General features: G+C 71.1%; 19 protein-coding genes. 5 read left to right on the top strand and 14 right to left on the bottom strand.

Translation table 11 applies throughout. From position 1 onward, the window contains the following. Positions 1-56 precede the first annotated feature (56 nt). Positions 57-2,696 carry an ATP-binding protein gene (locus ACH4UK_RS26050; protein ID WP_398360074.1) on the bottom strand — a complete coding sequence of 880 codons (2,640 nt, stop codon included), beginning with the start codon at positions 2,694-2,696 and terminating at the stop codon, positions 57-59. A 384-nt stretch (positions 2,697-3,080) separates the two neighbouring features. Then, positions 3,081-3,725, bottom strand: coding sequence for a TetR/AcrR family transcriptional regulator (locus ACH4UK_RS26045; RefSeq protein WP_398360072.1), 645 nt, complete (start codon positions 3,723-3,725; stop codon positions 3,081-3,083). A 251-nt stretch (positions 3,726-3,976) separates the two neighbouring features. Between ACH4UK_RS26045 and ACH4UK_RS26040 the strand changes: the two genes are divergently transcribed. Beyond that, positions 3,977-5,221, top strand: a complete 1,245-nt coding sequence (locus tag ACH4UK_RS26040) for an alpha/beta hydrolase family protein (RefSeq protein ID WP_398360071.1) — start codon at positions 3,977-3,979, stop codon at positions 5,219-5,221. Between the two features lie 85 nt (positions 5,222-5,306). Here ACH4UK_RS26040 and ACH4UK_RS26035 read toward each other — a convergent pair whose 3' ends face one another. The 5 genes from ACH4UK_RS26035 to ACH4UK_RS26015 form a co-directional block, all read right to left on the bottom strand. Further along, positions 5,307-6,686, bottom strand: a complete 1,380-nt coding sequence (locus tag ACH4UK_RS26035) for a dicarboxylate/amino acid:cation symporter (protein ID WP_398360070.1) — start codon at positions 6,684-6,686, stop codon at positions 5,307-5,309. Between the two features lie 474 nt (positions 6,687-7,160). Next, positions 7,161-7,454 (bottom strand): DUF4229 domain-containing protein, encoded by a 294-nt coding sequence (locus tag ACH4UK_RS26030; RefSeq protein WP_398360068.1) that lies wholly within the window; start codon positions 7,452-7,454, stop codon positions 7,161-7,163. A gap of 119 nt (positions 7,455-7,573) precedes the next feature. Continuing rightward, positions 7,574-8,110, bottom strand: coding sequence for a GNAT family N-acetyltransferase (locus ACH4UK_RS26025; RefSeq protein ID WP_398360066.1), 537 nt, complete (start codon positions 8,108-8,110; stop codon positions 7,574-7,576). Between the two features lie 110 nt (positions 8,111-8,220). Next, on the bottom strand, positions 8,221-9,384 hold the full coding sequence (gene mqnE / locus ACH4UK_RS26020; protein ID WP_398360613.1) for an aminofutalosine synthase MqnE: 1,164 nt from the start codon (positions 9,382-9,384) through the stop codon (positions 8,221-8,223). Between the two features lie 94 nt (positions 9,385-9,478). Then, the gene (locus ACH4UK_RS26015; protein WP_398360065.1) at positions 9,479-9,934 is read right to left on the bottom strand and encodes an Lrp/AsnC family transcriptional regulator; all 456 of its coding nucleotides are present in this window, start codon (positions 9,932-9,934) and stop codon (positions 9,479-9,481) included. 121 nt (positions 9,935-10,055) lie between these two features. Here ACH4UK_RS26015 and ACH4UK_RS26010 point away from each other — a divergent pair, with 121 nt between their 5' ends. Beyond that, on the top strand, positions 10,056-10,202 hold the full coding sequence (locus ACH4UK_RS26010; RefSeq protein WP_164216548.1) for a hypothetical protein: 147 nt from the start codon (positions 10,056-10,058) through the stop codon (positions 10,200-10,202). 7 nt (positions 10,203-10,209) lie between these two features. On the opposite strand, the gene ACH4UK_RS26005 is transcribed toward ACH4UK_RS26010, so the two are convergent. Next, a complete protein-coding gene (locus tag ACH4UK_RS26005; RefSeq protein WP_398360064.1) occupies positions 10,210-10,896 on the bottom strand; it encodes a UbiX family flavin prenyltransferase in 687 nt (228 codons plus the stop codon). A 121-nt stretch (positions 10,897-11,017) separates the two neighbouring features. Between ACH4UK_RS26005 and ACH4UK_RS26000 the strand changes: the two genes are divergently transcribed. Next, positions 11,018-11,644, top strand: a complete 627-nt coding sequence (locus ACH4UK_RS26000) for a rhomboid family intramembrane serine protease (RefSeq protein ID WP_398360063.1) — start codon at positions 11,018-11,020, stop codon at positions 11,642-11,644. Between the two features lie 27 nt (positions 11,645-11,671). On the opposite strand, the gene mqnP is transcribed toward ACH4UK_RS26000, so the two are convergent. Then, positions 11,672-12,592, bottom strand: coding sequence for a menaquinone biosynthesis prenyltransferase MqnP (gene mqnP / locus ACH4UK_RS25995; protein ID WP_398360061.1), 921 nt, complete (start codon positions 12,590-12,592; stop codon positions 11,672-11,674). Continuing rightward, entirely contained in the window at positions 12,589-14,046 is a 1,458-nt protein-coding gene (locus tag ACH4UK_RS25990) for a menaquinone biosynthesis decarboxylase (RefSeq protein WP_398360059.1), read from the bottom strand. The genes mqnP and ACH4UK_RS25990 overlap by 4 nt, the downstream gene beginning before the upstream one ends. Before the next feature lie 143 nt (positions 14,047-14,189). Between ACH4UK_RS25990 and ACH4UK_RS25985 the strand changes: the two genes are divergently transcribed. Together ACH4UK_RS25985 and ACH4UK_RS25980 are read left to right on the top strand one after the other, a co-directional pair. Next, a complete protein-coding gene (locus ACH4UK_RS25985) occupies positions 14,190-14,579 on the top strand; it encodes a PLD nuclease N-terminal domain-containing protein (protein WP_398360057.1) in 390 nt (129 codons plus the stop codon). A 132-nt stretch (positions 14,580-14,711) separates the two neighbouring features. Further along, positions 14,712-16,025, top strand: a complete 1,314-nt coding sequence (locus tag ACH4UK_RS25980; protein WP_398360055.1) for an aldehyde dehydrogenase family protein — start codon at positions 14,712-14,714, stop codon at positions 16,023-16,025. 54 nt (positions 16,026-16,079) lie between these two features. Here the strand turns inward: ACH4UK_RS25980 and ccsB are convergent, their stop codons facing one another. From ccsB to ACH4UK_RS25960, 4 genes are all read right to left on the bottom strand, one after another. Next, entirely contained in the window at positions 16,080-17,165 is a 1,086-nt protein-coding gene (ccsB, locus tag ACH4UK_RS25975; protein WP_398360053.1) for a c-type cytochrome biogenesis protein CcsB, read from the bottom strand. Continuing rightward, entirely contained in the window at positions 17,162-18,949 is a 1,788-nt protein-coding gene (locus ACH4UK_RS25970; protein ID WP_398360051.1) for a cytochrome c biogenesis protein ResB, read from the bottom strand. Before ACH4UK_RS25970 ends, ccsB begins: the two co-directional genes overlap by 4 nt. Before the next feature lie 4 nt (positions 18,950-18,953). Continuing rightward, entirely contained in the window at positions 18,954-19,676 is a 723-nt protein-coding gene (locus tag ACH4UK_RS25965; protein WP_398360611.1) for a cytochrome c biogenesis CcdA family protein, read from the bottom strand. Between the two features lie 64 nt (positions 19,677-19,740). Then, positions 19,741-20,343: a TlpA family protein disulfide reductase gene (locus tag ACH4UK_RS25960; RefSeq protein ID WP_398360050.1), complete on the bottom strand. Its 603-nt coding sequence runs from the start codon at positions 20,341-20,343 to the stop codon at positions 19,741-19,743. Positions 20,344-20,397 lie beyond the last annotated feature (54 nt).

Genomic DNA, 20,397 nt, shown 5'->3' with positions numbered 1-20,397 from the left:
CCACGGCCCCGTCCCGGTCGCCGTCACCTCCCCGGTCGCCGTCACCCCTCGGCGGCTCAGCCCGGTGGCCGCAGCCTGGCGCCCACGACTTCGGCCTGGTCGCGGGCGCCGAGGCGGCGCCAGGTGGACAGCGAGCGATGGAAGTAGCTCAGAGCGGTCTGCTCCCGCCCGGCCGCCCGGTGCACCTCGCCGAGCAGGCAGGCCACGCGGGCCTCGGCGGGGCGGTCACCGAGCCGCTGCTGCACCGCGAGCGCGTCCACCAGCGGCGCCGAGGCCCTGTCGGCCATGCCCCGGCGCAGGAACAGCTCCCCGAGCGCCTGCCGCACATAGGCCGCGCAGTGCAGGTCGCCCAGGTCGTCGAAGGCGCCGAGGGCCTGCTCCAACTCGCCCTGCGCACAGGCCGCTTCACCCCGCTGCTCGTACAGCACGGCCCTCCTGCGGCGCACCTGGGCCTCCCGGTGCCGGTCGCCCAGCTCCCGGGCCAGCCGCAGCGCACCGTCCAGCCAGGGCGCCGCCTCCTGAGGGTCCTGCCGCTGGAGCCACACCGAGGCGATGGCGTTGTGAGCCACCGCCTCCCGGTGCCGGTCACCGGCCTTGCCGAAGTGCCGCAGGGCCCCGGCGAACATCTCCAGGGCGGCATCGGGCTCGCCCATCATCCGGTACACCGACCCGGCGCCGAGCCGGGCGACGGCCTCACCTGACAGGTGCCCGAGCGACACGAAGATCGCGCGGGCCCGGTCGAAGCAGGCCAGCGCGTCCGCGTAGCGGTCCTGGTAGAGGTGGAGCTGTCCCAGGTTGCGCAGCAGTGCGGCGGCGCGCACGTCACAGGGGTCGGGCATCGCTTCGAGCACCAGCTGATGGGTGCGCAGCCAGTCCTCGTAGCAGAAGGACATGTCGAAGAAGCCGGCCAGCTCGATCGCCAGGTCGGCGGCGGCGACGACGGACCCGAGGCGCAGCGCGTGCTCCACCGCGGCCACCAGCGTGCGGCGTTCGGTCTCGAACCACGCCACCGGCCGGGCCCGCACCAGCGGCAGCAGAGCGGCGGCCGGTCCGGTCGGCGGCACCGGCTCACCGAGGACGCCGAGGAAACGCGTGGGCATCGCCGCGTTCGCGCACCGGGCCAGCGCCGTCAGAGCCCCGACCACCCGAAGGCGGCTCGCGCGGCGCACCCCGGAATCGTCCGACTCGGCCAACTCCCGTGCGTAGCAGCGGAGCAGGTCGTGCATGCGGTACCGCTGAAGGCCGAGGGCATCCGTGCCGGCCGCCTCGATCAGGTGCTCGTCGAGCAGCATCTCCAGCTCCGCGGCGGCGCCGTCGCCGAGGCCCGCCGCCTCCGCGACCAGCCAGCCCGCCACCGCCTCGTCCCCGAGGCGGCCGAACGCCCGGAAGACGGCCGCCGCCGGGGCGGACAGCTGCCGGTGGCTGAGCCCGGCGCTCGCCCGTACCTCCAGCTCCCCCGCCCGGAACCGGTCGAGACGTCCGCGTTCGTCGTCCAGGGAATCGGCGAGGGTACCCACGGTCCAGCCGGGCCGGTTCGCCAGCCGGGAGCCGGCGATCCGTACCGCCAGGGGCAGTGAACCGCAGCCGGCCAGCACCCGGTCGGCGTCCACGCCCTTCCCGCGCAACCGGTCCGGCCCCACGATCGCGCCGAACAGCGCGCGGGCCTCCTCCCGCTTCATCGGACCGAGCAGGCAGGAGTACGCGGGCAGGTCCGGCATCGGCCGACGTGAGCTGACGAGCACAGCCGAACCGCCGGTGCCCGGCAGCAGCGGACGTACCTGGGCCGAACCGGCGGCGCCGTCCAGAACGACCAGGAACCGCCGCTGCGCCAGGCGCGAGCGGAACAGCGCCGAGCGCTCGCCGAGTCCGGCCGGGACAGCGCTGTCCAGGACGCCGAGGCCGCGCAGCATCTCCGCCAGGACGTCCCCGGGCTCCCGCGGTAGGCCACCCGGCCCGCCCAGGTCCACGAAGAGCTGCCCGTCGGGGAACATCTCACGCACCCGGTGCGCGACATGGACCGCCAGTGCGGACTTGCCCGAACCCGGTGGGCCCGAAAGCACCGCGACGACCGGCTGCCGACGCGCCCCGGACAGTAACCCCTCCAGTACGCCGGCCTCCTCGGCACGACCGCTGAAATCCGGTAGATCCATCGGGAGTTGACACACCGGCGCGAACGCCGCCGCGCCGGTTCGGCCGGTGCAGCCATATCCGCCCAGCTCCTGGCCCAGGGCCCGCAGCGGCGCACTCGGCTCGATGCCGAGCCCGGCGGCGAGGACCCGCTCGGCCTCCGCGTAGGCGGCCGCGGCCTCGGTGGTGCGGCCCGCTCCCCGCAGCGCGCGCACCAGCATCTGCCACAGGTCCTCACGGAACGGATCCTGGGCCAGCCGTGCTCTCAGTTCCGCGACCAACGGCGCGAAGTCCCCCAGCCGCAGGCGCACTTCCAGGCACTCACCGACAGCGACCGAACGCAGCTCTTCCAGGCGGGTGACGACCGGGTCCCACACCACACTGGACGGCACGTCCTGGAGCACCGTTCCCCGCCACAGGCCCAGCGCCGACTCGTAGGCGCGCAGCGCCGCCGCGTCCCCGCCCCGGTCCCGCTCCGCGCGGGCCCGGTCGAGACGCCGCTCGAAAAGCAGTGCGTCCACGTCCTCCGGGTCCACGTCCAGCACATAGCCGGAAGACCGCGTGGACAATCCCCCGGCGTCAACTCCCGCAGCTGTCAGGGAACTTCGGAGCATGCGCACATACGTACGTACATTGGCGACCGCCGACCGGGGAGCGCCCCCGGGCCACAACACCTCCGTCAGGACATCGAGCGAGACGAAACCGCCCGGCTGAAGGAGGAGCGTGGAAAGAACCGCCCGAGGCTTGGGCCCACCGACCCTTACACTCACACCGCCCGAGCGCACCCGAAGCGCCCCCAGCACCCCGAAAGCCGGCTCCGCCATATACGCCTCCGTGACAGTCCGTTACGGAGGGCAGCGTACTGGCGCGTAACCCATCCGAACAGGGGTGCGTGCCGGACCTCACCGCGCCGACGGGAGGAGCATGCGAACCCTGCCCGTCCGCGACGGGCGTCAGGCGTCAGGTGGCGTCCACGGCCGGGCGTGCATCAGGTTCTCCAGGCCCGCCCAGGCGAAGTTCATCAGGGTCGCCGCGGCCTCCTTCGCCGAGACGTCCGGGGTGTCGTTGGCCCAGCCCGCCAGCGACTCCGCGGCCCCCACCAGGGCCTGGGCGAGTCCCGCCACGTCCCGGTCCGCGAGTGCGGGGTCGCGGTGGGCCTCGCGGGCGGCGGCCCCGATCAGGCCCGTCACGAACGCGACGATCTCGTCCCGCATGGAGCCGACCTCGCTGACGAAGGGCTCCCCGTGCGAGCGCGCCTGGCGGTGCAGGACCGACCAGCCGTCCGGGTTCTCGGCGGTGTGGAGGAAGAACGCCCGCAGCCCCGACCACAGTTGGCCGTCGGCGGGCAGTCCCGGCTCCGCCCCGGCGCGCACCGCCTCCAGCAGGGCCTTGGCCTCACGGCGGATGCAGGCGGAGAACAGCTCTTCCTTGGAATTCAGGTACAGGTAGACCAACGGCTTGGAGACGCCCGCCAGCTCCGCGATCTCGTCCATCGAGGCCGCCCGGTAGCCGCGCTGCCCGAAGGTCCGCACCGCCGCGTCCATCATCTGCTGCTCGCGCACGGCGCGCGGCATCCGTTTGCTCTTCACTGCACCCACGTCCGGCTTCCTCCCCGCCCCCACTGCCCTGCTCCCCGCCCAGGGTACGGCGGCGGGCTGCCGGGCGTCGTCGGGAGCGGTCGACCGCGGGCCGGATGGCTTGTTGCGACCGACGGGAGGCACCGGGTCCGACGTGCGGATCAGCGGGGATCAGAGCGGATGGGGACGGATCAGGGCGGATCAGGGCGGGGCGGGGAACCGGAGCCGGCGAACCCGACCTGATCCGAACGGCAGGCCCTAGCGTTGCGTTCATGACCATCTCCCTTCGCAACAGACCGGCCACGGCCGCCGTGACCGCCGCGGCGCTCGCCCTGACCGTCCTGGCCACCCTGACCGGCACGGCCGCGACCGCCTCGGCGTCCGGGCCTGCGCCTGCGCCCGCCGCCGGGTTAGCCGCGGCCCCCCACGGCCTCGCCGGACCGGACGCGCCGGTACTCCCCCGCCCCACGGGCCCGTACGCCACCGGCCGCGACACCCTGTTCCTGACCGACCACGGGCGCCCCGACCCGTGGGTGCCGGCCTCCGGGCCTCGCCATCTGGTGGTGTCCCTGACCTACCCGGCCCGCCCCGGCACCGGCGGCGACCCGGTCCCGTACATGACGGGGGAGGAGGAGCGGCTGATGCTCCTGGAGAACGGGATCGATGACCGGGTGCCGCCCGGCGTCATCGCCGCCACCCGGACCTACTCCCGCGACGCCGCCCGGCCGGCCCCGGGACGCTTCCCGCTGGTCCTGCTCTCCCCCGGCTTCGGCGCGCACCGGGCCACCCTGACCGGGCTGGCCGAGGAACTGTCGAGCCGGGGTTACGTCGTGGCGACCACTGACCACGCGTACGAGTCGGCCGGCACGCAACTGGCCGACGGGCGGGTCCTCACCTGCGTCGCCTGCGACCGGGCGGACGCCCAGCCCGACGACGCGGCGCGGCGCAAGGTCCTGGCCACCGTCGCCACCGGGCGGGCCGCCGACTTCTCGTTCCTGCTGGACCGGCTGACGGGCCCGCACCCGGCGTGGCGGCACGCCCGGACGATCGACCCGCACCGGGTGGGCATGGCGGGCCACTCCATCGGGGGCAACGCGGCCTCCTCCACGATGACCGCCGACCGCCGGGTGGACGCGGGGCTCACCATGGACGGCACCTTCTACGACCCGGCCCCCGCCCGGGGACTGGGCGGGCGGCCGTTCCTGATGCTGGGGGCCGACGCCGAGCGCGGTCCCGGCGGCGACGCGTCCTGGGACGAGGCCTGGCCCCGGCTGGACGGCTGGAAGCGGTGGCTGACGGTGCGGAAGGCCTGGCACTTCACCTTCACCGACAACCCGGAGATCGGTGAGCAGCTCGGTCTGGAGAGTCCGAGCCCGGACCTCTCCGCCCACCGCTCGACCGTGATCACCCGGAGCTATGTGACCGCCTTCTTCGACCGGAGCCTGCGCGGCCGGCCCGCCCGGCTGCTCGACGGCCCGACCCCGGCCAACCCCGAGGTCCTCTTCCAGCACCCCTGACCCAGCAGGACAGGACAGCGCCCCCGGACCGCGTACGAAGACGTGGTCCGGGGGCGCTGTCAGGACTGCCGACCGCCGTGGGGCGTCAGGCGGTGACGGGCACCGCGCTCTTGGTCTCCGCGTCGCGGACCTCGTCCCGGTCGGCGTCGCCGAAGCCGTCGATCGGGGAGGCCGAAGCGGAGTTGTACGCGTCGTGGTCGAGGATCTTCTCGCGGGCCGCGACGATCACCGGGACCAGCGCCTGGCCGGCCACGTTGGTGGCGGTGCGCATCATGTCCAGGATCGGGTCGATGGCCATCAGCAGGCCGACGCCCTCCAGCGGGAGGCCCAGCGTGGACAGGGTGAGGGTCAGCATGACCGTCGCGCCGGTGAGACCGGCGGTGGCCGCCGAGCCGATCACCGAGACGAAGGCGATCAGCAGGTAGTCGCCGATGCCCAGCTGCACGTCGAAGATCTGCGCGATGAAGATCGCCGCCAGCGCCGGGTAGATCGCGGCGCAGCCGTCCATCTTCGTGGTCGCGCCGAACGGCACGGCGAAGGAGGCGTACTCCTTCGGAACGCCGAGGCGCTCGGTGACCCGCTGGGTGACCGGCATGGTGCCGACCGAGGAGCGGGAGACGAAGGCGAGCTGGATCGCGGGCCAGGCGCCCTTGAAGAACTGGAGCGGGCTGACCTTGGCGACGGTGGCCAGGAGCAGCGGGTAGACGCCGAACATCACGATGGCGCAGCCGATGTAGACGTCGGCGGTGAACGTCGCGTACTTGCCGATGAGGTCCCAGCCGTAGTCGGCGATGGCGTAGCCGATGAGGCCGATGGTGCCGATCGGGGCGAGGCGGATGACCCACCACAGGGCCTTCTGGAGCAGCTCCAGGATCGACTGGCTGAGGGTGAGGATCGGCTGGGCCTTCTCGCCGAGCTTGAGGGCGGCGATACCGGCGACGGCGGCCATGAAGACGATCTGGAGCACGTTCAGCTCGGTGAACGGCGTGATCACGCTGTCCGGGACGATGCCGGTCAGGAAGTCGATCCAGCTGCCCTTGGTCTCGGAGAGCTCGCCGTCCTTCGGCGTGAGACCGGTGCCGGAGCCCGGGTTGGTGACCAGGCCGATCGCGAGGCCGATGGCGACCGCGATCAGTGAGGTGATCATGAACCAGAGCAGGGTGCGGGTCGCCAGCCGGGCGGCGTTGTTGACCTGGCGCAGATTGGTGATCGACACCAGGATCGCGAAGAAGACCAGCGGTGCGACGGCCAGCTTCAGGAGCTGGACGAAGAGCGAGCCGATCTCGTCGAGGGTGGTGACGAGCCAGCCGAGGTCCTGGCTGCGGGCCAGCCAGCCGAGCAGCACGCCGAGCACCAGACCGGCGACGATCTGGGCCCAGAAGGGGACCTTGGGTATACGGAAGCCTGAGCCGGAGCCGGTGGGCTGCTCGGCCTCGGGGGCGGCGGACGCGGGGTTCGCGGACACGGACACACTCCAGTTAAGGACGCATCGGGACGCACGGAGGCAGTCCGTGCGGTCGTGCGGTGGAACGGGGACGGGGTCGCGGCGCCCGCGTCAGGGGCGGCGCCGCTGCATGATGCCGTATCAGACCTTGTGGCAACAGACCGCGGACATACAGCGGCAGAGATCGACATGCAGGCGCGCCACGAGCGGGATGCTCGCGGCATGACGGAGGCGCACAGCTGTCTTCATGTCGAATACGTTAACACTTGAACTTTGGGAACCTCAAAGTCCTTCTTTGGTTCCGGGGCGGGGCTCCACCGGCCGGGAACGACCGGAAAGCCCCGCAGAACGCCACGGACCCCGGTACTGGAGCGGTCGGCTCCGGCCCGGGGTCCGGTGAGAAGGGGGCGCGCACGGCGCGCGCGTGTGAGGAAGCTTACGTGGCGCCTACAGGCGGGTCCGGCGCGTCGGCTGGACGGGGTGCGCCACCGGCCGCTACTGGATCGCGTCCTCGCGGGTGCGGTTGGCGTCGAGGCGCGCCTTGGTGCGGTCGACGGTCGAGACGATCTGCTCGGACATCTCGTCGCGCTGCCTGCGCAGCAGCACATAGCTGAGCGGGGCGGAGAGAAGGAGACCGAGGAGGATCACCCAGACGATGTTGGAGCCTCCGAGTCCGGAGGGCACCAGCCCGAAGTGGACGGCGACACCGGCGACGAAGAAGCAGCCGACGAAGATCAGCAGGCGCAACGCCGTGTAACGGATCAACGCGCTCGGCTTGGCAGCGGACACGACCGGCCCTCTCTTCCCATGAACTCTCGACACGCTTCTGCCCGTCCAGTGAAGCATGGTCCGCTTTCTCTCGGTTGAGGGGGCTGCTTCTCCCGGTCGAGGGGGCTGCCTCTCCCGGCTCAGGGGGCCGCCGGACCCAGCGGCAGCAGCATGACGATGTCGTCCCGGTCGTCGCCGGGAGCGACCCGGATCGCGTCCGGCACCCGGCCGACCTCCTTGTATCCGCAGGCGGCGTAGAAGCGGTCGGCCCCGGTGCCGCCCCGGCAGGTGAGACGGATCGCCTCGATGCCCTCGACGGAGCGGGCGGCGCCGGCGGTGGCGGCCATGAGGTCGCGGCCGTACCCCTTGCCCTGGTGGCGGGGGTGGACCATGACGGTGTAGAGCCACAGCCAGTGCTTCATCAGGCGGTGCGTGTTGAGCGCGAGGAACGCGGTCGCGGCGACGGCGCCGTCCTCGTCACGGCCGACCAGCAGCCGGGTGCGGCCGTCCTCGATGGCGACGAGGTGCTTGAGCAGTTCGGGCCGGATCTCCTCGGCCGTGACGGGCGGGACGAAGCCGACGGCGCCCCCCGCGTTGCTGACATCGGCCCAGAGAGCGGTGATGCCGTCGCGCAGGGCGGGGGTGAACGCGGGATCCAGTTCGAAGGTAAGCGCCATAAGGGCAGGGTAACCATTACTTCCACCGCACTCAATCCCTGTCCGAAACGCGGGAAAGCCCCGGCCGGGGACGGCGGCCGGGGCTTGCTCGGAGTGCGAGGAGAGACGCGTCAGACGCGCATCGGCTGCGGCGACTCGCGCCGGTCGGCCTCCGGGCCCGGGTACTCGCGCAGGATCTCGTACCGGGTGTTCCGCTCGACGGGCCGGAAACCGGCGTCGCGGATCAGGTCCAGCAGATCCTCACGGCCGAGCTTGTTCGGCGTGCCGAAGTCGTCGGCGTCGTGCGTGATCTTGTACTCGACGACCGAGCCGTCCATGTCGTCCGCACCGTGCTGCAACGCGAGCTGGGCGGTCTGCACACCGTGCATCACCCAGAACACCTTGACGTGCGGCACGTTGTCGAAGAGCAGCCGGGAGACCGCGAAGGTCTTCAGCGCCTCGGCGCCGGTCGCCATCGTCGTGCGCGCCTGGAGCCTGTTGCGGACCTTGCCGTCCTTCATGTCCACGAAGTCGTGCTGGTAGCGCAGCGGGATGAAGACCTGGAAGCCGCCGGTCTCGTCCTGCATCTCCCGCAGCCGCAGCACGTGGTCGACGCGGTGACGGGGCTCCTCGATGTGCCCGTACAGCATCGTCGCGGGGGTCTTGAGCCCCTTCTCGTGCGCGAGGCGGTGGATGCGCGACCAGTCCTCCCAGTGGGTGCGGTGGTCGACGATGTGCTGGCGGACCTCCCAGTCGAAGATCTCCGCACCGCCGCCGGTCAGCGATTCGAGGCCGGCCTCGATCAGCTCGTCGAGGATCTCGGAGGCCGAGAGACCGGAGATCGTCTCGAAGTGGTGGATCTCCGTCGCCGTGAACGCCTTCAGCGCGACGTTCGGCAGGGCTTCCTTCAGCGCGCTGAGCGAACGCGGGTAGTAGCGCCACGGGAGGGTCGGGTGGAGCCCGTTGACGATGTGCAGCTCGGTGAGGTTCTCGCCCTCCATCGCCTGGGCGAGACGGACGGCCTCCTCGATGCGCATCGTGTACGCGTCCTTCTCGCCCGGCTTGCGCTGGAACGAGCAGTAGGCGCACGAGGCGGTGCACACATTGGTCATGTTGAGGTGACGGTTGACGTTGAAGTGCACCACGTCGCCGTTCTTGCGCATGCGCACCTCGTGCGCCAGTCCGCCCAGCCACGCCAGGTCGTCGGACGCGTAGAGGGCGATCCCGTCCTCGCGGGTCAGCCGCTCGCCGGCCCGGACCTTCTCCTCCAGCTCGCGCTTGAGTCCCGCGTCCACTAGACCGCCTCCCATATCTCCGTGTATCAGACTTCGGCCAACCGTACTCCCCCACACTTCGGGCGGGAGGGGCCCCCTTTACGGCGCTCCGCGCCTACACCTCTTCGGGGAGTTCTCCGACCCGGTTCTCCCACTTGGTGGAGAGCACGATCGTCGTACGGGTCCGGGAGACGCCCTTCGTGCCGCTGAGGCGGCGGATCGTCTTCTCCAGGCCGTCCACGTCGCCGACCCGGACCTTGAGCATGTACGAGTCGTCGCCCGCGATGAACCAGCAGTCCTCGATCTCCGCGAGGTCCTTCAGCCGGCGCGCCACGTCCTCGTGGTCGGCCGCGTCCGAGAGCGAGATCCCGATGAGCGCGGTCACGCCGAGGCCCAGCGACGCGGAGTCGACCGTGGCGCGGTACCCGATGATGACCCCGGCGGTTTCCAGCCGATTGATGCGGTCGGTGACGCTGGGCCCCGAGAGCCCCACGAGCCGCCCGAGCTCGGCGTACGAGGCCCTGCCGTTCTCCCTGAGGGCCTGGATGAGCTGCCTGTCCACCGCGTCCATATGACTGAGACCTTCCATTGTTCAGCAGTACCGCGAGTTTACGTGTAGAATCTAAGGCATGCAGGGCTGAGGCCCTGTAAATCTTCTAGAACATCCAAGAAACGCTTTCGAATCTTCAGGAGTGAACTTCACCGTGTACACGATCGAGATGGCCTACGCCCGGATGCGCGAGCTGCAGGACCTGGCCAACCGCTCGCGTGCCCACCAGCCCGCCGCCGCGCACCGCGTCGACAAGACCCGCTCCCCCCGCGCGCACAAGAAGCGCTGACCAGGGCCTATCGGTCCCGAGGGGTCCGGGAGGCGCCACCGAGCTCTCCTTCCCAACGGCGGTACAGCCGGTGCGGCACTCCTGCCGCGTCCAGCACCCGCCCCGCGACGAAGTCCACCAGGTCCTGGATGTGCGTCGCGCCCGCGTAGAACGCCGGAGAGGCGGGCAGCACGATCGCGCCCGCCTCGTCCAGGGCCACCATCTGCTTCAGCGTCTGGCCGCTCAGCGGGGTCTCGCGCACCGCGACGACGAGCGGGCGGCGCTCCTTGAGCGTCACGCTCGCGGCCCGCTGGAGCAGATCCTTCGACAGACCGAGCGCCACTCCGGCCACACAGGCCGTCGAGGCCGGCACGATGAGCATCCCCCTCGCCGGGTACGACCCGGAGGACGGCCCGGCGGCCAGATCGCCGGCCGGCCAATGGCGTACGCGCTCCAGCTCCGCGTCCCGCACCGCGAACGCGTCGGGCTTCCCGTCGGCGCCGCGATCCAGCCAGCCGCGCAGATCCTCGCGCCAGTGCCCGTCCCGGAACGCGATGCCGGTCTCGTCCAGCAGGGTGAGGCGCGAGGCCCGGCTCACCACCAGGTCCACGCTCTCGCCGGCCGCCAGGAGCCCGCGCAGGACCGCGGCCGCGAACGGGGTCCCCGAAGCACCGGACACCCCGACAATCCAAGGCCGCCGCTGCTGATGAGTCACTGAAGTCCCGGATTCCACACCTGCGAGCCTATCCGGCACGCCCCCGCACGCGGCACCCGGAACCGGGCGGGCGCCCCAGACGTTCCCCCGGTGACGGGCAACCCGGGGGCAGGGACGGATCATGGGCGATTTCTGGACCACCGACCGCACCACGAGCAACGGCTCCACCGGCAGCGGGCGGGCCCTGACCGCCGGGATCCTGATGGCGGGCTGGGTGGCCCTGCTGTGGGTCCTCGAGGGAATCGACGCGGCCACGGGCAACGCCCTGGACACCTACGGCATCAGCCCGCGCGACCCCGCCGAGCTGCGGGACGTGGTGCCCGCCGCGTTCCTGCACAGCGGCTGGGACCATGTGGCCTCCAACAGCGTGCCGCTGCTGGTCCTCGGCTTCATCACCGCCCTCGCGGGGCTGCGCCGGTTCGCCGCCGTCGTCGTGACGGTCGTCCTGGTCAGCGGCCTCGGCGTCTGGCTGACGGCCCCGTCGAACACGGTGACGCTCGGCGCGTCCGGCGTGGTCTTCGGGCTGCTCGGCTATCTGCTGGTCCGCGGCTTCGTGGACCGCCGCCCCTGGGACGTCCTCATAGGCGTCGGCGTCGCCGTGGTCTACGGCTCGCTCCTGTGGGGCGTCCTGCCCACCCAGTCGGGCGTCAGCTGGCAGGGGCACCTGTTCGGGCTGATCGGCGGGGTGGCGGCGGCCTTCTTCTTCCGCCGGCCGCGCGGCGCACCGGACAACCTCGTCACGGTCTGAGCCCCGGGCCCCGCCCGGCCAACACCCCTACGGGGTCAGGCCGCGCACCAGCAGGTCGAGCAGTGCGCAGGCGAACAGCGCGATGCCGATGAAGCCGTTCACCGAGAAGAACGCGCGGTTCAGCCGGGACAGGTCGTGCGGCCGCACCACCCGGTGCTCGTACACGAACGCCACCGCGACGATGACCATGCCGATCCAGTAGAAGACCTCGGCGTCCGTGGCCAGCCCGAACCACACCAGCAGCCCGGTCGTGACGGCGTGGCACACCCGCGCGCCCCACAGCGCGGCCGGGATCCCGAAGCGCGCCGGGAAGGAGAGCACCCCGTGGGCCCGGTCGGCCCGGACGTCCTGGCAGGCGAAGATCAGGTCGAAGCCGCCGATCCAGATGCCGACCGCGAGCCCGAGGATCACCGCGTCCCACGACCAGCTGCCGGTCACCGCGAGCCAGGCGCCGACCGGCCCGATGGCCTGCGCGAGGCCCAGGATGGCGTGCGGGAAACTCGTGAACCGCTTGCCGTACGGGTAGACCACCATCGGCACGACGGCCAGTGGCGCGAGCGCCAGACACAGCGGGTTGAGCAGGGCCGCCGCGCCCAGGAAGACGACGAGCGCGACGAGCGCCCCGGTCCACGCGGACCTCACCGACACCGCACCGGTCACCAGCTCGCGGCCCGCGGTGCGCGGGTTGCGGGCGTCGATCTCCCGGTCGATGATCCGGTTGGCCGCCATCGCGAACGTCCGCAGGCCCACCATCGCCAGCGTGACGAGCAGCAGCGTGCCCCAGTGGATGGTGCCGTCCAGCAGGAACATCGCGGTCAGCGCGGCGATGTACGCGAAGGGCAGCGCGAAGACCGAGTGCTCGATCATCACCAGCCGCAAGAAGGCCTTCACCCTGCTGTTCGACGGTGCGGGCCCGTGGACGGACGCCGCTTCTGCCGCACTGGTCACAGTCCGTATTCCTTCCAGCGGCGGTCGACCTTCGCCGCCGTCTCCGGGTCGGACTCGACCATCTCCGGCCAGCCCCCGTCCCGGGTGTAGCCCTCGGCGGGCAGCTTCCTGGTGGCGTCGATGCCCGCCTTGCCGCCCCAGAACTGCTGGTAGGAGGCGTGGTCCAGATGGTCGACGGGGCCCTCGGTGACCGTGAGGTCGCGGGCGTAGTCGGTGTTGCCGAGCGCCCGCCAGGCGACCTCGTGCAGATCGTGGACGTCGCAGTCGGAGTCCACCACCACGATCAGCTTGGTCAGCGACATCATGTGCGCGCCCCAGATCGCGCTCATCACCTTCTGCGCGTGCTTCGGGTACTTCTTGTCGATCGAGACGATCGCACAGTTGTGGAAGCCGCCCGACTCCGGCAGGTGGTAGTCCACGATGTCCGGCACGATGATCTTCAGCAGCGGCAGGAAGAACCGCTCCGTGGCCCGGCCCAGCGGCCCGTCCTCGGTCGGCGGGCGGCCCACCACGATGGACTGGAGCAGCGGCCGCTTGCGCATGGTGACGCAGTCGATGGTCAGTGCGGGGAACGGTTCCTGCGGGGTGTAGAAGCCGGTGTGGTCCCCGAACGGGCCCTCGGGGAGCATCTCGCCCGGCTCCAGCCAGCCCTCGATGACGACCTCGGCCTGCGCGGGGACCTGAAGCGGCACGGTCTTGCAGTCGACCATCTCGATCCGCTTGCCCTGGACGAACCCGGCGAAGAGGTACTCGTCGATGTCCCCGGGCAGCGGCGCGGTGGAGGCGTACGTCACGGCGGGCGGCGCGCCGAAGGCGATGGCGACCGGCAGCCGCTCACCGCGCCGGGCGGCGACCTGGTAGTGGTTGGCGCTGTCCTTGTGGATCTGCCAGTGCATCCCGATGGTGCGCTTGTCGTGGCGCTGGAGCCGGTAGAGGCCCAGGTTCCGGACGCCGTTCTCGGGGTGCTTGGTGTGGGTGAGGCCGAGGTTGAAGAACGATCCGCCGTCCTCGGGCCAGGTGAACAGCGCGGGCAGCTTGTCCAGGTCGACGTCGTCGCCGGTCAGCACCACTTCCTGGACGGGCGCGTCGCCGGACTTCACCTTCTTCGGCGGCACGTGCACCATCGAGCCGAGTTTCCCGAAGGCCTCCCGCACCCCGACGAAGCCCTGCGGCAGCTCCGGCTTGAGGAGCCCGCCGATCTTGTCGCTGATGTCGCTGTACGCCTTCAGGCCCAGGGCCTTCAGGAGACGCCGGTCGGTACCGAAGACGTTCATGGCCAGGGGCATCGAGGACCCCTTGACGTTCTCGAACAGCAGAGCGGGCCCACCCGCCTTGTTGACCCGGTCGACGATCTCACCGACCTCCAGGTGGGGGTCGACCTCGACCTTGACGCGCTTGAGATCACCATCGCGCTCGAGAGCCCGGAGCAGGGAGCGAAGATCGTCGTAAGCCATGCGGTCCAGTTTGTCATCCCCGCCCGCGCGGCCCCGCCGGGGCTCCCCGCTGCCGGGCCCCGGATCCGCGGCGGCAAGCCGGTACCCTGGCCGCGACACCGGGGGAACACCGAGCCCCGCCGCCGCCCACTGGGGGACGCACCATGAGAGCCCTGCTGTTCATCGTCCCGCTGGCTCTGACGATCTACGCGTTCATCGACTGCCTGAACACCTCGGAGGAGGACACCAAGCATCTGCCGAAGGTCGCCTGGGTCTTCATCATCCTGCTGTTCTGGATCGTCGGCCCGGTCGTCTGGCTCGTCGCCGGCAAGGCCCGCCACAACAGCCCCGGGGGCGCCGGACCCTCCTCGTGGCAGCGGAGCAGGCGGCAGCAGTGGGTGGCCCCGGACGACAACCCGGACTTCCTCAAGTCGCTCAAGGACGACAAGGACGCCGAGGCCGAGGCCGTCGAGGAGGAGCCGGAACGGGAGCAGGAGCAGGGCCGCCGGGACGGCGGGACGAACCCCGACGACAAGACCCCGCCCACTTCCTGACCCGTTATTCCGGCCGACCGGGGTGATCCTTCCGACCGGCGCGGTGGGCGCGTCGCGGGGGCGGCGTCGGCCATCCTCGAAGAGGTGACGCAGAAGCAGGCACCACCGCGTGATCCTCTTGAGGAGCCCCCCATGTCCGAAACCCCCGCCCACCTCGTCGCCCGCCTCCGGGCCTCCTTCCGCACCGGCCGCACCAGGGACCTCGCCTGGCGCACCGGCCAGTTGGAGCGGCTGCGCGCCCTGCTCACCGAGCACGGCGACGACCTCGCGGACGCGCTCCGCGCCGATCTCGGCAAGGGCCCCGAGGAGGCGTACCGCACCGAGATCGACTTCACCGTGCGGGAGATCGACCACACGCTGGAGCACCTGGCCCACTGGCTGCGCCCCGAGCCCGCCCCCGTACCGCCGCATCTGGCCCCCACCGGCGCCGAGGCCCGTACCGTGCTGGACCCGCTCGGCGTCGTCCTGGTCATCGCCCCCTGGAACTATCCGGTGCAGCTGCTGCTCGCCCCGGTCGTGGGCGCGCTCGCGGCCGGGAACTGCGTGGTGGCCAAGCCCAGCGAGCTGGCGCCCGCGACCTCCGCCGCCGTGGCCCGGCTGCTGCCGCGGTACCTGGACCCCGAAGCGGTCGCGGTCGTGGAGGGCGCGGTCGAGGAGACGACGGCCCTGCTGGAGCAGCGGTTCGACCACATCTTCTACACCGGCAACGGCACGGTCGGCCGGATCGTGATGGCGGCCGCGGCGAAGCATCTGACGCCGGTCACCCTGGAGCTGGGCGGCAAGTCGCCGGTCTTCGTCGACCGGGGCACGGACCTGGCCGCGGTCGCCGCCCGGCTGGTAGCGGGGAAGTTCCTCAACGCCGGACAGACCTGTGTGGCCCCCGACTACGTGCTGACGGACCCGGAGACCGCCCCGGCCCTCGCCAACGCGCTGGCGGGCGCGGTGGAGAAGCAGTTCGGCGCGGACCCGGCGGACCACCCGGAGTACGGGCGGATCGTGAACGAGCGTCACTTCGACCGGCTGACCGGGCTGCTGGACTCCGGCCGCACGGTGGTCGGCGGCGACCACGACCGGGCGACGAAGTACATCGCGCCGACCGTGCTGGCCGAGGTCGCCCCGGACGCCCCGGTGATGGGCGAGGAGATCTTCGGGCCGATCCTGCCGCTGGTCACGGTGGACGGCCTGGACGAAGCGATCGGCTTCATCAACGACCGGGACAAGCCGCTGGCGCTGTACGCGTTCACCGATTCCGACACCGTACGGCGGCGGCTGCTGGCCGAGACGTCATCGGGGGCGGTCGGCATCGGCCTGCCGCTGGCCCATCTCACCGTCTCGGACCTGCCGTTCGGCGGGGTCGGCGAGAGCGGCATGGGCAGCTACCACGGCCCGTACTCCCTGGAGACGTTCAGCCACCGCAAGGCGGTTCTGGACACTCCGCTGGGCTGACGCGCAACGGCTCCCCGGACGGAGATCCGTCCGGGGAGCCGGGTGTTTCCGGTCTCAGACCCCCGCGTAGGAGTGCAGGCCGGAGACGAAGATGTTCACGCCGTAGTAGTTGAACAGCCAGCAGGCGAAGGCGACGAGCGCCAGATAGGCGGCCTTGCGGCCCTTCCAGCCGGCGGTGGCGCGGGCGTGCAGATAGGCGGCGTAGGCGACCCAGGTGATGAAGGACCAGACCTCCTTGGGGTCCCAGCCCCAGTACCGGCCCCAGGCGTCGCCCGCCCAGATCGCGCCCGCGATGATCGTGAACGTCCACAGCGGGAAGACGGCCGCGTTGATCCGGTACGCGAACTTGTCCAGCGAGGACGCCGAGGGCAGCCGCTCCATCACGGAGGCGGCGAACTTCCCCGGGGTGCCACCGGAGGCGAGCTTGTTCTCGTAGCTGTCGCGGAAGAGGTAGAGGACCGTGCCGACCGCGCCGAGGTAGAAGACCGCGCCGCAGATGATCGCGGTCGAGACGTGGATCCACAGCCAGTACGAGTGCAGTGCGGGCACCAGCTGGTCGCTGTCGGTGTAGAGCGTCGTGACCGCGATGCCGAGGTCCAGCAGGACCGTGGTGACCAGCGGGAGGCCGATCCAGCGGACGTTCTTCTTCAGCGCGAGCAGCACCAGGTAGGCGCCGACCGCCACCGTGGAGAAGGTGATGGAGAACTCGTACATGTTGGCCCAGGGGGCCCGCTGCACCGACAGGGCGCGGGTGGCGACGCCGCCCGCCTCGACGAGGAACGCGACCACGGTCAGTGAGACCGCGATCCGGCCCCACAGGTCGCCCTTGAACGTGCCGCCCGCCGCCCCCGGGCCGTCGGGCACCTCACGGGTCCCGGCGGCGGCGCGGGTGACGACCTCGGGCCGCTCCAGCACCGCGGTGCCGCCGGACTGCGCCTTCACCACCGGGGCGGCGGCAGCGGCAGCGACGGCTCCGGAGCCGGACAGCGCGGCGGCCGTGCGGCCGACCTTGCTGCGGCTGCCGAGGACCCACTCCGCGATGTGCGCGAAGAAGGCCAGGGTGTAGACGGCCATCGACGAATAGATCAGCACATTGCTGGTGTGCGCCAGGCTCTCGTTGGTTGCGGCGGCGAGATTCACTTCTCAGCCCCTTCGGCAGGTGCTTCGGCAGGATGTACGGGCCGGCTCCCGGCCTCGTTCGTGGCATCGGTCGTACCGGACCCGTCCGGCGCGTCCGGTTTCTCCGGGGCGGCGGCGACGGGCGCCGTGGTGACGAGAGCGGCCGAGAGGTCGCCCAGTTCCTCGGGGAGCTTCGCCGACTCGCTGCGGCCCAGGCCCGCCATCTCCACGACCGTGACGCCGTCGGCGCCCCGGACCGTCCGCACCCACACCCGGCGGCGCTGGATGAACAGCGACCCGGCGAGGCCGGCGATGGCGGCGACGGATCCGCCGAGCGCCCAGCCGTTGCCCGGCTGCTGCGAGACCTGGAAGCTGGCCCACTCCTCGACGCCCTCGAAGGTGATGGATCCGGCGCCGTCGGGCAGATCCATCTTCTCGCCGGGGCGCATCATCTTCTTGAGCAGCTCACCGTCGGAGTCCTTGAACTCCTTCATCTTGGACGTGTTGAGCTGGTAGACGTTCTGCGCGAGTCCGGAGTCGACGCCGAGAGAGCCCTGGTAGGCGCTGAGCGCCAGCACGGGGAAATCCAGGCCGGGGAACTGCGAGAACATCTGGCCCTTGCCCTGGCCGGCGAAGGTCGGCACGAAGAACGCCTTGAAGCCCAGCTGGGTCTTGACGCCCTTCTTGTCCTTGTAGCCGTCCATCACCTTGATGGCACCGGACGAGGTGATGTTGTCGTCGATCGGCAGCAGCGGGACGGCGGACCGCGAGACGACCTTGCCCGCGCCGTCCCGGACGGTGACGACGGGCGCGTAGCCGTGGGCGATCAGATAGACCTTGGTGCCGTCCACGACGAGCGGCTCGTTGACCTTGATCACGCCCTTGCGCTCCGCGCCCTCGGCTCCCTCGGTGTAGGTCACCCGGGCCTCGAAGGTGCGCGGGGTGCCGCGCTGCGGACCGCTCTTCTCGTACGTACCGACGAAGTCGTCCAGCACGAAGCTGAACGGGGCCAGCGAGTCGGAGTCGTAGAGGGAGCCCGACGTGAAGTCGTCGTACTGGGTGAGCGTGTTGGAGAAGCCGTCGCCCTCGACGACCAGCTTGCCGCCCTCGGACTTGAAGAGCTGCCCGGAGGCGAAGGCGATCAGCATCACGATCAGGGCGATGTGGAAGACCAGGTTCCCGGCCTCGCGGAGGTAGCCCTTCTCGGCGGCGACCGCGTCGCCCACCTCGTGCGTCCGGAAACGCCGCTTGCGCAGGAGGGCGAGGGCCGCCTCGCGGACCTCCTCGGGCTCCGCGTCGGTGCGCCAGGTGGTGTACGCGGGCAGCCGCGTCAGCCGATTCGGCGCGCCCGGCGGGCGGCTGCGCAGCTGGCCGACGAACTGACCGGTGCGCGGCACGATGCAGCCGATGAGCGAGACGAACAGCAGGATGTAGATCGCGGAGAACCACACCGAGCTGTAGACGTCGAAGAGCTGGAGCGTCTCGTAGAGCGGGGTGAGGGTGGTGTGCTGGTCCTTGAAGGCCTGCACCTTCATGTCGTCGACGCTGGTCTGCGGGATCAGCGACCCCGGGATCGCGCCGAGGGAGAGCAGGAAGAGCAGGATCAGCGCGACGCGCATCGAGGTGAGCTGACGCCAGAACCAGCGCGCCCAGCCGATCACGCCCATCGCGGGCACGCCCGCGCCGGTGTCGGGGCGCTCCTCGCGGGGCGCGGTGGAGAGCCGCTCGCCGGCCGCGCCGTGGGCGGAGCCCTGTTCGCGCTCGTCCTCGTCCTGCCGCGTCTGCGTGCTGTTCGCCTTGGTCATGAACTCAGATCCCTACAACGAAGCCGCTGGACCAGCTCTGCATGTGCTGCATGAGCGTGGCCCACGCACCGGTCAGCAGCAGGATTCCGGTCACGATCATCATGCCGCCGCCGATCCGCATCACCCATGCGTAGTGGCGCTTGACCCAGCCGAACGCGCCGAGCGCCTTGCGGAAGGCCACCGCGGCCAGGACGAACGGGACACCGAGTCCGAGACAGTACGCGACGGTCAGTATCGCGCCGCGTCCGGCGGTGCCCTCGGTGAACGCGAGCGTGCTCACGGCGGCGAACGTCGGGCCGATGCAGGGTGTCCAGCCGATCCCGAAGAGGGCGCCGAGCAGCGGTGCGCCGGCCAGTCCGGTCACCGGCCGCTTGTGGAACCGGAACTCGCGCTGCGTCACACCCGGCAGGAGCCCCATGAAGAAGACGCCCATGAGGATCATCAGGACGCCGAGGATCCTGTTGAACACCTCGGCGTGCACCTGGAGCTCCCGGCCGAAGTAGCCGAAGAGCGCTCCGCCCGAGACGAAGACGACGGTGAAGCCGAGGACGAAGAGCGCGGCGCCCGTCACGACCCGGCCGCGCCGGGCCTCGGCGAGGTCGGTGCCGCTGACGCCGGTGACGTAACTCAGATAGCCGGGCACGAGGGGCAGCACGCACGGGGAGAAGAAGGAGATGAGACCGGCCAGCAGGGCGATGGGCAGGGACACCAGCAGGGTCCCGCTCATGACGGTCTCGTTGTACGCAGCCAGCGTGATGGTCTCGGAGTGGGCGGCGAGCGGGGTCACCGGATCACTTCTCCGCGATGATCGGGTCGATCATCTTGCGGAGCTCGTCCGCGTCGAGCGCCTGGAGCGTGCGGGCCGCGATCTTCCCGTCCCGGTCGATGACCACGGTGGACGGGATGGCCTGCGGGTTCAGGGTGCCCTTGGGGAAGCGGAGGATGAGCTTGCCGATCGGGTCGTAGAAGCTCGGGTACTCGACCCCGTAGTCCTTCTCGAAGTTGATCGCCTTGTCCCGCTCGGGGTCCCGGGTGTTTATCCCCACGAACCGGACGCCCTGGTCGGCCGTCTCCTGGGAGACCTGCGCGAAGTACTTCGCCTCCAGGCGGCAGGGGCCGCACCAGGAGCCCCAGACGTTGAGCACGACGACCTTGCCCCGGTAGTCGGCGAGGTCGAGCGGCTTGCCCTCGAGGCTGTTGCCGTCGAGCTTCGGCGCCGCCACCCGGTCGCCCTTCGCGACGGTGGAGATACCCCCGCTGCCGGTGACGAAGTTGGTGTTGCCGCCGCCCCCGGCCTTGTTGCCGCCGCCGCACGCGGACAGCGCCAGGGCACCGGCCACAGCGGTGGTGGCGAGCAGGGTGAAGCGGCGTCGGGACGCGCGGCCAAAGCTCATGTGAAAAGTTTCGCATGGCAGTTTCCGGGCTTCCCCGCGCCCCCCTCGGTGCCC

The sequence above is a fragment of the Streptomyces sp. NPDC020884 genome, assembly GCF_044333935.1.
In the GTDB taxonomy this organism is placed as follows: Bacteria; Actinomycetota; Actinomycetes; order Streptomycetales; family Streptomycetaceae; genus Streptomyces.
The sequence above is the reverse complement of the archived record's forward strand: the minus strand, read 5'-3'. Positions and strand labels throughout refer to the sequence as shown.

Bases quoted from the DNA above. Each gene is read 5' to 3' on its own strand.
- ACH4UK_RS25970 (WP_398360051.1), bottom strand. From the start codon at position 18,949: ATGACCAAGGCGAACAGCACGCAGACGCGGCAGGACGAGGACGAGCGC.
- ACH4UK_RS26025 (WP_398360066.1), bottom strand. From the start codon at position 8,110: ATGGCGCTTACCTTCGAACTGGATCCCGCGTTCACCCCCGCCCTGCGC.
- ACH4UK_RS25985 (WP_398360057.1), top strand. From the start codon at position 14,190: ATGAGAGCCCTGCTGTTCATCGTCCCGCTGGCTCTGACGATCTACGCG.
- ACH4UK_RS26015 (WP_398360065.1), bottom strand. From the start codon at position 9,934: ATGGACGCGGTGGACAGGCAGCTCATCCAGGCCCTCAGGGAGAACGGC.
- ACH4UK_RS25980 (WP_398360055.1), top strand. From the start codon at position 14,712: ATGTCCGAAACCCCCGCCCACCTCGTCGCCCGCCTCCGGGCCTCCTTC.
- ACH4UK_RS26040 (WP_398360071.1), top strand. From the start codon at position 3,977: ATGACCATCTCCCTTCGCAACAGACCGGCCACGGCCGCCGTGACCGCC.
- ACH4UK_RS26000 (WP_398360063.1), top strand. From the start codon at position 11,018: ATGGGCGATTTCTGGACCACCGACCGCACCACGAGCAACGGCTCCACC.
- ACH4UK_RS25960 (WP_398360050.1), bottom strand. From the start codon at position 20,343: ATGAGCTTTGGCCGCGCGTCCCGACGCCGCTTCACCCTGCTCGCCACC.
- ACH4UK_RS25965 (WP_398360611.1), bottom strand. From the start codon at position 19,676: ATGAGCGGGACCCTGCTGGTGTCCCTGCCCATCGCCCTGCTGGCCGGT.
- ACH4UK_RS25990 (WP_398360059.1), bottom strand. From the start codon at position 14,046: ATGGCTTACGACGATCTTCGCTCCCTGCTCCGGGCTCTCGAGCGCGAT.